This window comes from Amycolatopsis sp. NPDC041971 (genome assembly GCF_055588925.1).
Map to the genome: position 1 here is coordinate 387,404 of NZ_JBVJCE010000004.1, position 13,884 is coordinate 401,287.

A 13,884-nucleotide genomic window follows, 5' to 3' on the forward strand; every position below is an offset into this window, starting at 1 on the left:
TCCGCCCGGCGAACGACGCCACTCGTTCGGGCTAGTCACAGCTGTCCTCATAACAGAGAGGAAGCAATGCGACCTACCATCGGCCGTAGATCGATCGCACTGGGACGCTCCTTGTCGCCGGTCTTGAGCACGACGCCGGCCGCCGAAGCACGGACTTCCGATACACCTCTCTTTTGGACCATTCCGGCCAGCGCCGCCGGAGCGGCTTCGCTCTCCAGAAGCGGGTTCGACGTCGTCACGGCGGCGGATGGCCGCGCGAACGTCGTCGGCGAAGCGGCCGTCGCGAAACGTCGCGGCGCGCTCGGCCATGGTCCGTCCGAAGTGGACACTGTGCACAAAAGTGTGGCGGCGCATGAGCGGCACATCGCCCGCACTCACCCCCGGCTGACGACACGGTACGACATCGGGGATTCCCGGCTGCGCGCGAACGGTCGTGTCGGGCACTCGATCCGGGCACTGGGGCCGGCCACCTCGTCGCCGGGTATCGGAAGGCCGCCGACGGCGTCGATCTCGACCGCGATCCACGTTCGACCGCGACGATGACTCGACCGTCCTGTACGAGCAGACTTACCCAGGGCCCAAGGCTGGTGCCGAACCGGAAGTCCTTGCCCTCGAAAGGTTCTTCCGCTCCATCCAGCCGGACCAGCGCGCCCGGTGAGGGTGAACGAGCTTTCCTCGTCGGCGATCGACCGCACAGACAAGGGGATCTGCATGCAGAACAGCACTCTGGCCGGCGCCGTCGTCGACCCGAACCTGGCGCTCACCCTCAAGGTCCTGCCCGCCATCATCGTCATCCTCGCCGCGTCCGCGCTCTGCGGTCGTTTGGCACTGCTGCTCAAGCAGCCACGGGTGCTGGGTGAGATGGTCGCCGGGGTCCTGCTCGGCCCGACCCTGTTCGGAGCCCTGTTCCCGGCCGCGCAGCGCGCGATCTTCGCACCCGAGGTCAAGCCGATCCTCTACGTGCTGAGCACGATCGGGTTGACCCTGTTCATGTTCCTCGTCGGCGCCGGGCTCGACCACGGGACCAAGGGCGCCGGCCGCAACGGCCTGACGCTGGCCCTCTCCGGCATGCTGCCTTCACTGGCGCTCGGCGCCGCCGTGGGCCTGGTTCTCTACGACACACTGACGCGGCCAGGGATCGGCAAATTCGAGTTCGCGCTGTTCCTCGGCGGCGCGCTTTCCATCACCGCGTTCCCGATGCTCGCCCGCATCCTCTACGAACGCAACCTGCAGAACACGAAGATCGGCAGGCTCACCCTGCTCGGCGCCTCCGTCGACGACGCGGCGGCGTGGTGCCTGCTCGCCCTGCTCTCGGCACTGAACGCCAGATCCGGAGCGGGCACCGCGCTGGTGACCATCGGGCTCTCCGGCGTGTTCGCGGCGGTCATGCTCCTGGGCGTCCGCCCGCTGCTGCGCCCGCTGGGCGAGCGGGTCGCCCGCACCGGGAAACTCGGCTTCGACCAGCTGTACCTCATACTCGGTATCGTGCTGCTGGCGGGGTTCGCCACCGACCTCATCGGCATCTACTCGGTGTTCGGCGGGTTCGTCGCCGGACTGGCGATGCCCCGCGATCCCGCGTTCCGGGCGGCGCTGCAGGGCCGGATGATGGACGTCGTCTGCGTGCTGCTGCTCCCCGTCTTCTTCACTTTCTCCGGCCTCAACACCCGGCTCGACGGGCTCGCGAGCTGGGCGATGCTGCTGCCGTTCCTCCTGATCCTCGTCGCCGGATTCATCGGCAAGTACTTCGGCTGCGCGCTGGCGATGCGCGGGATCGGCTTCTCGTGGCGAGAGTCCTACGCCGTCGGCGGGCTGATGAACGCCCGCGGCCTGATGATCCTCATCTTCATCAACATCGGGCTGGCGCAGCAGATGATCACCCAGGAGCTGTTCTCCATGCTGGTGCTCGTCGCCGTCATCACCACCGCGCTCGCGGTGCCGCTCTATCGATGGGCGTTGCCGGAGCGACTCGAACGCGCTCTGGCCACCCAAGCCGAGTTCCTGCCGGAAAAGAAGACCGGGCACGCCGAAGCCGAGGTACCGATGCGCCAGTAGACAACCGTAACCCGTTCGGCCGACGGTCAGGGGTCTCGATGTTCGTCTTCCGCACCAGGATCACCGGCACCGGGAGCGTCGCGTTCTGGGCGTTCCTCGTGGCTTATTCGGTGTCCTCCTTCGGAACCTTTCTCAATCTGATCGCGTTGAGCCTGTTCACGCTCCAGGTGACCGGCGGGCCGGTCGGTCTCGGTGTGGTGATGGCCGTCCGCGTCGGTTCCGGCCTCCTGTCCGGAATGCTGGCCGGGAGGCTGGCCGCCCGCTTCGATCGAAAGCGGTTGATGGTCGGTGCGGATCTCGCCCAGGCGGCGGCGATGGTCGGGCTCGGCGTCGCCGGGCAGGCGGCCGGGCTCGGTGGACTGCTAATGGCCGCCACCGTGCTCGGTGCCGGAAACACGGTGTTCTCGGTGTCGCTGCGGACGAGCGTGCCCGCGATGGTGGGTCAGGAGCACCGGGTCCTGGCGAACGGCAGACTCGTCGCGGGGCGGTCGCTGGGAACGGTGCTGGGCTATGCGTCGGCGCCTGTCGTGGTTCTGGCGGGCGGGTTCGAGGCCGCGTTTCTGGTCAATGCCGCGTCGTTCCTGGTGTCCGCGACGGTGTTGTGGATACTTCCCGTGCGTACCAGCACATCCGGTCAGGACGAAGCCATCGCACCGTCGGGCGGCCCGAGGCTGCCGGTGCTGGCGGGGCTGTCCTCGGCCGTCCTGACCCTGGTGCTGATCCGTGGTTCGGACGCCTTCGGGTCGGCGTCGCACAACGTGGCCCTTCCGATCCACGCGGGTACGGAGTGGCCGGACGCGCCGTACGCGTTCATGAGCTGGTTCTGGACGGCGTGGGCCATCGGCGGCATCGCGGTGCAATGGCTGGTGCGCAGGATGGACCGCGGGGGCGGGGTGCGGCTCGACGAGCGCGTGTTCGCGATGGGGACCGTGCTCATGTCCGTGGCGTTCGTGGTCGCGTTCACCGGGCTGCCGGTTCCGGTGATGGTGGCGGTGTTGTTCGTCGCCGGTCTCGCCGACGGGCTGACCGAGGTCGCGTACCTGAGCAGGCTTCAGGCGGCGCCGGAAGCGGAGCGTGCCCGGTTGTTCGGTTTGTCGGCCACCGCGGAGACGGCCGGTTTCGCCGCCGGGATGGCCACCTGCGGACTGGTGCTCGAGGTGGTGTCTCCGCTTATCGTGGTCGCCGCCTACCACTGTCTTCCTGTTCTCGTGGTGGGGATCTTCCTGCTGCGTGTCCGCGGCCGTCGGTCGTTTGCCGGTGATGCGTCGCCCGGCGTCGAGAAGGTATCGAAGAGAGGGTCGTGATGGGGGAAGCGCTGGTTCACGGAGAACCGCTCGACCTGGGTGCCGTCGAGCGGGTGGATCTCGCGCGGGCGTTGCGCAACGCCGCGGCCCACGCACCCGGCAGCGCGGTGGTGACGCTGGATTCGGCAGGCAGGCCGAGTCACTGTACCTATCCGGAGCTACTGGCCAAGGCGAGCGCCGTACAGGCACGGCTACGGGAACTCGAGGTCGGCCCCGGTGACCCGGTCGTGCTGTTCGGCCTGCCGCTCGCCGAATTCTTCCCGCTTTTCTGGGGATGCGTGCTCGGCGGGGCGCTACCGGTGCCGATCGCCGGCGCGACCGGGGATGAGGCGTTACGGCGACGGGTCCGGCACGTGGCGAAACTGCTGCACGATCCCCTCGTACTCGTCGCGGACGCGGATCCCGGCTTGTCCGGCCTGCGGCTCGAACGTGTCTCGACGGAACCGATGAGTGAACCGCCCATGCTCGAAGCGCACCGGCCGGACCCGGCCGATCCGGCGCTCGTGATGCTGTCTTCCGGGAGCACCGGCGCCGCGAAGGGGATTCCCCTGACGCATCTCGGCCTGATGGAATTCGCCGCCGGCTCCCGCGAGGCGCTCGGCCTGCGGCCCGGCGACACCACCCTGAACTGGCTGCCGGTCGACCACAGTGGTGCTTTGCTGCTCTACCACGTGCTCGAAGTGTTCGCCGGGGTGACCAACGTGCACGTCCCGACAGAGCTGGTCCTCGCCCGGCCGGGCACCTGGCTGGATCTGCTCGCGGAGTACCGGGTCGCGCACAGCTGGGCGCCGATGTTCGGCTTCGCGCGAGTGGCCTCCGCGTTGTCCGGGGCCGCCCCGCCGGAGAACTCCCGCGGCTGGGACCTGTCCACGGTCCGGACGCTGGTCTGCGGCGGTGAGCAGATCCAGTTGCCGGTGATGGAGCGTTTTCTCGAGTGCACCGCCCGATTCGGCATCGAGGAAACCGACATCATGCCGGTGTGGGGCATGGCCGAGACGGTCACCGCGATCACTTTCGGACGGCTCGGTTCACCGGAAAGCGTGCACCGTGTCCTGAAGTCGAGCCTCGGCGGAGAGCTGCGCCACGCCACCGGATCCTCGGACGACCACGAGTGCAGCATGTTCGTGGCGGTCGGGCCGCCCGCGCCGGGGGCGAGCGTGCGAGTGGTGGACGACCGGGGCGAGCTGCTGCGCGAGTGTGAGATCGGCAGGCTGCAGGTGCGCTCCGCGCGCGTCACGCCCGGCTACCTGCGTGACGAAGAGGCGAATCGGGCCGCGTTCGTCGAAGGGGGCTGGCTGGACACGGGTGACCTCGCATTCCTGGCGCACGGCCAGGTGGTGATCACCGGGCGCGCCAAGGATCTGATCATCCTCAATGGACAGAACCATTTCTGCCACGAGATCGAGGAGGTCGCCCGCGCGGCGAGCGGCGCCCGTGCGGATGAGGTGGCGGCGGTGGGCGTTCCCAACGCGGAGACCGGTACGGAGGATTTGATCGTCCTGGTGGCCAGTGCGGCACCCGCGACCGAGTTCGACGCGGTCGCGAAGGCGGTGCGTGAAGCGGTGTTCACCCGGTTGCGGCTGGCGGTGTCCCAGGTCGTCCCGGTCGCGCACGAAACCTTTCCGCGGACGGGCAGCGGCAAGATCCAGCGGGCCGAGTTGCGACGACGGCTGGTCGCCGGGGAACTCGGGCGGGCGGACATCGCGCCGGCCGACGTCGAGTCCACGGTCCTTTCGGCCGTCCGGGACGTGCTCGGCCGCGACGTCGATCCGTCGACACCTTTCTACGAGGCGGGCCTGACCTCGGTGTCCGTGGTCGAATTGACCGCGACCCTCACCGAGCGGCTGGGCCGGGAGGTACGGCCGACCGCCGTGTTCGAGTACCCGACCCCCGCCCGGCTCGCCGGTCATCTGGCCGGCACCGCCCGGCGGCCGCGCCCCGCAGTCCCGGCGACCCCGGCACCCGAGGAGCGGATCGCGATCATCGGCGTCTCGGCGCGGTTGCCCGGCGCGGCGGACCTCGCCGGGTTCTGGGCGAATCTGCGTGCCGGTGTGTGCAGTGTGCGGACCTTCGACGGACCGGTGGAGCCGGGGGTGGTCCCGGTCGCGGGCGTGCTCGACGACGTGGACTCGTTCGACGCGGAGTTCTTCGGGATGAGCCCGCACGAGACGGCCCTGACCGAGCCGGCGCACCGGATGTTCCTGGAGTGCTGTCACGAGGCACTCGAATCCGGCGGGTACGCGGCGACCGGCGTGGAGACCAGGATCGGTGTGTTCGCCGGTGCGGGCATGCAGCTCTACGGCCACCAGCGGCGCGTACGGGAGTACGGGCGCCCGCCCGCGGTGGACGAATTGGCCGCGATGCAGGCCGCGATGGGGTCGGAGCCCGATTTCCTGGCCGGCCGGGTGGCGAACCGGCTGGGACTGTCGGGGCCCGCGGTCGGGGTGCAGACGGCGTGTTCGACCGGGCTGGTCGCGGTGCATTTGGCAGGCCAGGCACTTCTCACCGGGGATGCCGACCTGGCGCTGGCCGGAGCGGCGGCGGTCCACCTGCCGCAGGATTCCGGCTACCGGCCGTACGAAGGCGGGATCCTTTCGCCGACCGGTGCCTGCCGGGCCTTCGATGCGGAGGCGGACGGCACCGTCGGCGGCAACGGGGTGGTCGCGGTGTTACTGAAACGGCTCGACCGGGCGATCGCTGACGGCGACACGGTGCACGCGGTGATCCTGGGCTCGGCGGTGAACAACGACGCCGGACGCACGGCGGGTTTCGCGACGCCGAGCGTGGCCGGACAAGCCGACGTCATCCGGCTGGCGCTGGCGCGTGCCCGCGTGCCCGCGTCGTCCGTCACCTACGTGGAGGCGCACGGGACCGGCACGGCGCTGGGCGATCCGGTCGAATTCGAGGCGCTCAGCCAGGGCTACGGCGAAACCGGGCGCACCGGGTTCTGCGCGCTCGGCTCGGTCAAGCCCGGCATCGGCCACCTGGACACCTGCGCGGGCCTCGCCGGATTGGTCAAGACGGTGCTGATGCTGGAGCACGGTGAGCTGGTGCCGACGGTGAACCTCGACCGGCCCAACCCCGGACTGCGGCTGGCAGGCAGTCCCTTCGTGCTGGCGAAGGAAAATACCCCGTGGATCACCGATGGACCTCGGCGGGCCGGCGTCAGCGCGCTGGGCGTCGGCGGCACGAACGTCCACCTCGTACTGGAACAGGCCCCGGTGCCCACCCTGGCGCCGGCGACCCCCGGACCGGTGCTGCTGCCCGTGTCGGCCACCGGCGAAGCGGCGCTGTCCGCGCTCACCGGAGCGCTGCGGGATCATCTGCGTGCCCGACCCGGACTACGTGCCCCGGACGTCGCGGCGAGTATGGCGCTCGGCAGGCCGCACCGGTCCCACCGGATCGCCGTGGTCGGCGGAAGCACCGCCGAACTGGCCACCGCACTCGATTCCATCACCGAAGAACCCCTTACCCCGCAAGGGTTCGCCGCGCTCGCCTTCGCTTTCTCCGGGCAAGGAGCGGCGTATCGCGGGATGTCGGCGCGGCTCCGTGACGCGTTCCCCGCCTTCCGCGAAGCACTGGACGAGTGTCTGGGCCTTGCCGAAGAGTTCGGCGCCGTCGGGCTGGCCGACGCGTTGCTCGGCACGCCGGATCCAGCCGCCGCACTGTCCACTGTGGAGGGCCAACCCGCGCTGTTCTGCCACCAGATCGCGCTGGCCGCGTTGTGGCGGTCCTGGGGTGTCCGGCCCGACTACGTGGTCGGGCACAGCCTGGGGGAATACGCGGCGCTCGCCGTGGCCGACGGGATCGGCGTGGCCGACGGGCTACGGCTGACCTGCCTGCGCGGCAGGCTGATGCACCGAACCGAAGCGGGCGGCATGATCGCGATCCGCGCCTCGTCGGAGCAGGCCCGGCGGCTGGCCGCCACCGGTGGGACCGAGGTCGCGGTGGTCAACGGCGACCGGTCACGCGTACTGTCCGGGACGGCGGCGGCGATCGCGGCCACCGAAGCCCTGCTCGACCGGGAAAACATTTCCTGGCAACGGCTTCCGGTGGACCGGGCCTTTCACTCGGCGCTGCTCGATCCCCTCCTCGACGAGTTCGAACACGCGGCCGCCGCGGTGCGGTTCGGCCGGCTCCGGATACCCTTCGCGTCCAATCTGGATGGTTTGCTCCCGGCGGGCGCCTCGGTGGACGCGCACTACCTGCGTCGGCAGATCCGGGAGACGGCCCGTTTCGACGAGTCTCTTCGCGCCCTTGAGCGGAGCGGCTGTGAAGCTTACTTGGAGATCGGCCCGCGGGAGGTGCTCGGCTCGATCGGCCGGGCGGCGCTCCCGCACCGGTACTGGCGGGCGTCCCTTGGCTCGCCTGCCGAAGACGAGCGGGAAGCGGTGCTGCGCGCCGCCGCGGCGCTCTACCGTCGTGGCGCCGATCTGGACTGGCCCGCGCTCGTCCCGGCGGGACGGCGGATCCCGCTCCCCGGACATCCCTATCAGCGCGAGCGTTTCGCTCCGCCGGCGACTCCGGCCGGGCCCGGACCCACCGGCGCGGTCCTGGCCGAGGTTCAGCGGCTCGCCGCCGAACGGCTCGGCGTGGGCGATCTGGCCCAGGACACGTCCTTTGTGGCGGGCGGGGCCGATTCGCTCGCGCTGATGGGGCTGGCTCGCGAACTGCAGCGTGCCTTCGGCGTCCGGATCGGCATTCGCGAACTGCTCTCCGAAGCGCAGACCCCCGCCGAAGTGGCCGAGCTGATCGTCCGGCGCGGTGGAACGGTCCCCGCCACCGGCGAAACCGGTTCGGAGACCGGCCCGTCCGTCCCGGTGGTCCACGAACAGGACAAGCCGCCTGCCGCGGCCCCGGTCGAGAGTTCCTCTCTTCACGGCTTGATGGCCCGCCAATTGCAGCTCGCGGACGACATGATGCGGCAGCTGACCGACCTGATGCACAAGCAGCTCGACGTGGTGCGCGGCGAGTCTGCCGTCACCGTGGTCTCCGAGCCCGCGATGACGACCGCACCGACGACCGCGGCGGCGGCGACTGTGGCGGCGACTGTGGCGGCGGAAACCGAATCCAAGCCGGTCGGCCGGCCCGCCGTTCCGGCGGCGGCGAGCGACGGGTGCGCGTTCAGTCTTTACTTCTTCGGTGACTATCCCGATCGGGAGCAGCAGGACAAGTACCGGCTGATCATGGCCGCGGCGCGCTTCGCCGATCAGCACGACTTCCATGCCCTCTGGTTGCCGGAACGGCATTTCGACTCGTTCGGCGCGCTCTTCCCGAACCCGTCGGTGCTGGCCGCCGCGCTGGCCGTCCAGACCGAGCGGATCCGGTTGCACGCCGGGTCGGTCGTGCTTCCGCTCCATCATCCGATCCGGGTCGCCGAAGAATGGTCCGTCGTGGACAACCTGTCTTCGGGCCGGGTCGGCCTGTGTGTGGCGAGTGGTTGGCATGCAAGGGATTTCGCGCTCGTACCGGGCAATTTCGGCAACCACCGCGAAGTGATGTACGAACACCTGGACACCGTACGCCGGCTGTGGTCGGGTGAAGAGATCGCCGTCGTCGCGGGCGACGGGACGCAGACCCGGGTCCGCCTGCATCCCGCCCCCCTCCAACGGCGCCCGCCGTTGTTCGCGGCCGTGGTGGGCAACCCGGACAGCTACCGCCGGGCGGCCGCCGCCGATCTCGGCGTGGTCACCAATCTGATGACCCAGGATGTGCCCGCCCTGGCCGAAAACATCGCGCTCTACCGGCGCACACGCGCGGAACACGGGCTCGATCCGGGCTCGGGACGGGTCGTGGTGCTGGTGCACACCTTCCTCGGCGCGGACCACGAACGTGCGCGGCAGCAGGCCTTCCGGCCGTTCTGCGACTACCTGCGCTCGTCGCTTTCCCTGCTCGGCCAGGTCGGCGACAGTCTCGGGATGAAGGTCGACCTGGACGGCGCGACGGATGAAGACGTCGAGTTCGTGCTCGGCGACGCGTACGAACGCTACTGCGCGTCCCGTGCCCTGATCGGCGGTCCCGATCAGTGCGCGCCGCTGGTGGACGCGCTGGTGTCGGCAGGGGTCGACGAGATCGCCGCCTTCGTGGATTTCGGTGTCCCGCCGGACCAGGTGCTCGACGCGCTGCCCTTGCTCGACGGCCTGCGCCGTCGCTACCGGTCGTCCGGCCTCGAGCCGTCCCCCGCGCAACGGCGCATCTGGTTCCTGGAAAGGATGTTCCCCGGCACCGGCGCCTACCACGAGCCGAAGGCGATCCGCCTGGACGGACCGCTGGACGACGCGGCGCTGCGGGAGTCGGTGTCGCGCGTGGTTTCGGCGCATCCCGCCCTGCGCACGGTTTTCCACGAGCGGGACGGCGTGCCGCGGAAGTCGGTGCTGCCGTCGGTGACCGTCGAGTGCCCGCTGATCGACCTGTCCGGGCGCACCGAAGCCGAAGCCCTTGCCGAGATCCGAGCCAGATTCGCGGCGACCCGGCTCGCACTCGACACCGGGCCGCTGATCTCCGTCGCGCTGGTCCGGCTCGCCGAGGATCGGCATCTGTTCTGTCTGGCGGCGCACCACATCGTCTTCGACTCGACGTCGACCGCGGTGTTCCTCCGTGATCTCGCCGCGCATTACCGCGCTTGGCCGGGCCTGCCCGCGATCCGGACCGGGCCAGGACCCGAAACCGAGATCGAGATCGGGGATCCCGGCGAGGATCTCGCGTTCTGGCGCGACGAACTGAGCAGGCTGCCCGAACTCGCGCTGCCCACCGACCGGCCGCGGCCACCGGTGCCGTCCCGGCGGGGAGCCTCCCTGAGCGACGAGCTGGCCGCGGGCCTCGGCGACCCGCTGCGCGCCGTCGCGGCCGCCTGCGGCAGCACCGTGTTCATGGTGGTGCTCGGCGCGATCGGCGCCGTGCTCGGCCGCTACGGCGGGCAGCAGGACTTCGCGGTCGGCACGGTCGTCAGCAGCAGGCCGGACACCGCGAGGGACGCGATCGGCCTCTTCCTCGACACCGTCCCGGTCCGCCTCGACCTGTCCGGCGACCCCACCTTCGCGGAGTTGACCCAGCGCGTCAGGGACCGCACCACCAGGGTGTACGAACATCGGAGGGTGCCGTTCGACGAGCTGGTCGGCCTGCTGAATCCCGATCGCGCCGCGAACCGCAATCCCCTGTTCGACGTCCTGATCGAGTTCGAAAACGCCGTGGACGAGCCCTTCGCGCCACCACTGACGGCCACCGCGCTGGAGATGGCACGCGACGAGGTGCCGTTCGACCTCGCCTTCTATCTGACGGCACACCGTGACGGCGTTCGCTGCCTGATCGAGTACAGCACCGACCTGTTCGACGAAGCGACCATCACCCGGTCGCTGGATCTGCTGAAACAGGTTCTGCGCCGCGCGACCGCGAATCCGTCTGCTCGGCTGTCCGAGCTGACCACGCCGACCGAAGAAGACCTGCGGCTACTGGACCGGTGGCAGAACGGCGCGCCGGAACGCGCCGCGCGGTGCCTGCACACGATCGTCGAGCACCAGGTCGCCGAGACGCCCGGCGACGTGGCGCTGATCAGCGACGACGGTGAGATCAGCTACCGTGAACTGGATCAGCGTGCCGAGACGATCGCACGCCGGCTGGCGGCCCGTGGCGTCACCACCGGGCAGATCGTGGCGGTATCCCTCCCCCGAGGCCCGGAACTGATCGCCGCGCTCTACGGCGTGCTGAAGAGTGGCGCGGCGTACCTGCCGCTGGATCCACGGCTACCGCCGCGGCGATGCCGGTTCATGCTGGAGGACAGCGGAGCCGTCCTCGTGCTGACCACAACGGACATGCGCGCCTCACATCCGGTACTGAACGACTTCCCGGTGCTGCTCGCCGAGGAGATCTTGCCGGGCCCGGAGATGCCGGAGCTGCCGGAGGTGCGGCCGGAGGCGCCCGCGTACTGCATGTACACCTCCGGCTCCACCGGAACCCCCAAGGGCGTCCTCGTCGCGCACCGCGGGCCTGCCAACGTCATCGCCTGGCAAAATGATCAGCATCCGCCGATGCGCACGCTGCACTGGACTTCACCGAGCTTCGACATCAGCGTTCAGGAGATCTTCTCGACGCTGGCCTCCGGCGGGGCGCTCGTACTGCTCGACGACGAGCAGCACAAGGACCGTGACGCCGTCGCCGCCGTGCTCGACCGCCACCGGGTGGAGCGGATCCTGATGCCGTTCACCCCGCTGAAGTACCTGGTCGAACCGGGCCTCACCGCGCCATCGCTGCGGTTGGTCCTGTGCTGCGGCGAGCCGCTCGTGCTCACCCCGGCGTTGCGCCGCTTCCTGGCCGACAATCCCGGCTGCGCGCTGCACAACCAGTACGGTCCGACCGAGGCGTCGATCATCGCCACGGATCACCCGGTGGATCCCAGCCAGGGGTCCCGTCCGCCGATCGGGGCCCCGATCGACGGTGTGCGGCTGCGGCTGGTCGACCAGGCCGGGCACGCTGTCCCGATCGGCGCCGTCGGCGAGATCCACCTCGGCGGGGCGGGGCTGGCCGAAGGCTACCTGGGCAGGCCAAAAGAGACCGCCGCGGCTTTCCTCCCCGACACACTCCGGCCGGGAGATCGGTGGTACCGCACGGGTGACCTCGGCCGGTGGCGCGGCGACGGCACACTCGAATTCCTCGGCCGTCTCGATGACCAGACCAAGATCCGCGGCAACCGGGTCGAGCCCGGGGAAACCCAACGTGTGCTGGCGGGCCTCGCCGCGGTGGCGGACGCCGCGGTGATCGTGCGGCCGGACCACCGGGGTGAAACGGAACTCGTCGGCTACGTCGTACTCGCCGACCCGGCCCCATCGGAGCCGTGGGCCGGAATCTCCGAAGCCCTCGCGGACCACCTGCCCGCCTACCTCGTCCCGAACCGCTGGGTCGCGCTCGACCGGCTGCCCATGACCACCAGCGGAAAGCTCGACCGCTCCGCCCTGCCCGAACCACCGGCCACGGCCGGGGACCAGTACGCCGTCCGGCCGTCCACCGAGATCGAGCGCCGTCTGCACGCGCTGTGGTGCGCCGAGCTGGACCTGACCACAGTGGCGGCCGACCGGTCCTTCTTCGCCGCGGGCGGGCATTCGCTCGCGGTGGTCAGGCTGGTCAACCGGATCAACGACGAGTTCCGGGCGGAGGTCTCGGTCGCGGAGTTCTTCCGCGCGCCCACGATCCGCGCGATGGCCGCCGAACTGGGCCGCCGGACCGTACCGGCGGTCACCCAGACCGTGCCGATGACTTCGCTGCAGCGCAGGCTCTGGGAACGTCAGGCGGAGAACCCGCGACCTCAGGTGTACAACGTCGGCCATCGCGTCGACCTGCGTGGCGAACTGAACCCGCGGGCGCTGCACCGCGCGCTCGAGCGACTCGTCGCCCGGCACGACGCCTTGCGCGGTCGCGTCGCGGCGGCCGGCGCCGGGCGGACGATCGAGGTGCTGGCCCCGTTCGCGCTTGATCTACCGGTCGACGACCTCGGCACCGAGAACGCCGTCGACGCGTGGTGCGGAACAGTCGTCGCGGAGCCGTTCGAACTCACCGAGGCGCCCTTGCTGCGTGCCCGGCTGGGCCGAATCGACGGTGACCGGTGGGTGCTGGTGCTCGTGCTGCATCACCTGGTCTGTGACGGCTGGTCCCTGAACATCCTCTGGCGCGAGCTGTCCCAGCTGTACGCCGCCGAGATCGACCCGACGTACCCGGCGCTGCCCGCGCCCGAGAGCCAGCACTCCGATCACGCACGCCTTCAGATGGGCATCGATCATGCCGCAGGCATCGAATACTGGCGAAACGAGTTGATGGACGCCGACCTGCGCTGGCGACTGCCCTACGACCGCGTTCCGCCCGCCCGGCCTTCCGGCCGGGGCGACCTGCACCACGTGTCCATCACGCCAGACCAGCTGCGCCGCATCGACAAGGCCGCCGCTGCCGCCGGCACCACCCGGGCCGTACTGCTCGCGAGCGTGTTCACGCTGTGGGGCGCGAAAACATGCGGCCAAACGGACATCGTGCTCGCCACCTCCAGTGCCCGGCGGAGCCGTCGCGAGCACGAGCAGACGGTCGGCATGATCGGGGAAGCCATACCCTTGCGTGTCCGGCTCGCCGAAACGGCGGGGTTGTCCGAGGTGATACCGATCGTCGCGGAGAAACTGTTCGCCTCTCTCGATCACCAGGACCTACCGCTCAGCGAGACGATCGCGCTGTCCAGCCAAGACGTCGAGCGCTACCCTGCCGTGTTGTTCACTGTGGTCACGACGCCTCCGGGCGAGCTGAAGCTGCCCGGCGTGTCGGCCACCGTACGCGGATTGCCGGTTCTGGGCTGCGCCAGAACGGAGCTCTATGTCGTGTTCGCCGAGGAGAGCGGCGGTCTGGGCATCACCTTCGAGTACGCCGCCGACTTGTTCGACGCCACCACCATTCACCGGTTCGGCCGCGAGCTACACCGGATGCTCGAGGAACTTCCCGTCCCCTGAACACGAAGGAAGCCTTGATCTCGCGGGCCGGATTCCGGGCGGCCCGACTTCGC

General features: G+C 70.0%; 4 protein-coding genes. All 4 read left to right on the forward strand.

Annotation, left to right across the window (positions count from 1 at the left end; translation table 11 throughout):
- The first annotated feature begins 123 nt into the window (after positions 1–123).
- The gene (locus tag ACZ6DT_RS12580; protein ID WP_465592887.1) at positions 124–543 is read left to right on the forward strand and encodes a hypothetical protein; all 420 of its coding nucleotides are present in this window, start codon (positions 124–126) and stop codon (positions 541–543) included.
- A gap of 168 nt (positions 544–711) precedes the next feature.
- Complete coding sequence (locus tag ACZ6DT_RS12585) at positions 712–2,052, forward strand: cation:proton antiporter domain-containing protein (RefSeq protein ID WP_465592890.1); 1,341 nt, start codon at positions 712–714, stop codon at positions 2,050–2,052.
- A 38-nt stretch (positions 2,053–2,090) separates the two neighbouring features.
- Entirely contained in the window at positions 2,091–3,356 is a 1,266-nt protein-coding gene (locus ACZ6DT_RS12590) for an MFS transporter (protein ID WP_465592893.1), read from the forward strand.
- A complete protein-coding gene (locus ACZ6DT_RS12595) occupies positions 3,356–13,831 on the forward strand; it encodes an amino acid adenylation domain-containing protein (protein WP_465592895.1) in 10,476 nt (3,491 codons plus the stop codon). The genes ACZ6DT_RS12590 and ACZ6DT_RS12595 overlap by 1 nt, the downstream gene beginning before the upstream one ends.
- Positions 13,832–13,884 lie beyond the last annotated feature (53 nt).

What these genes read in the sequence shown, in the direction of transcription:
- ACZ6DT_RS12585 (WP_465592890.1), top strand. Translation starts at nt 712, where the DNA reads ATGCAGAACAGCACTCTGGCCGGCGCCGTCGTCGACCCGAACCTGGCG.
- ACZ6DT_RS12595 (WP_465592895.1), top strand. Translation starts at nt 3,356, where the DNA reads ATGGGGGAAGCGCTGGTTCACGGAGAACCGCTCGACCTGGGTGCCGTC.
- ACZ6DT_RS12590 (WP_465592893.1), top strand. Translation starts at nt 2,091, where the DNA reads ATGTTCGTCTTCCGCACCAGGATCACCGGCACCGGGAGCGTCGCGTTC.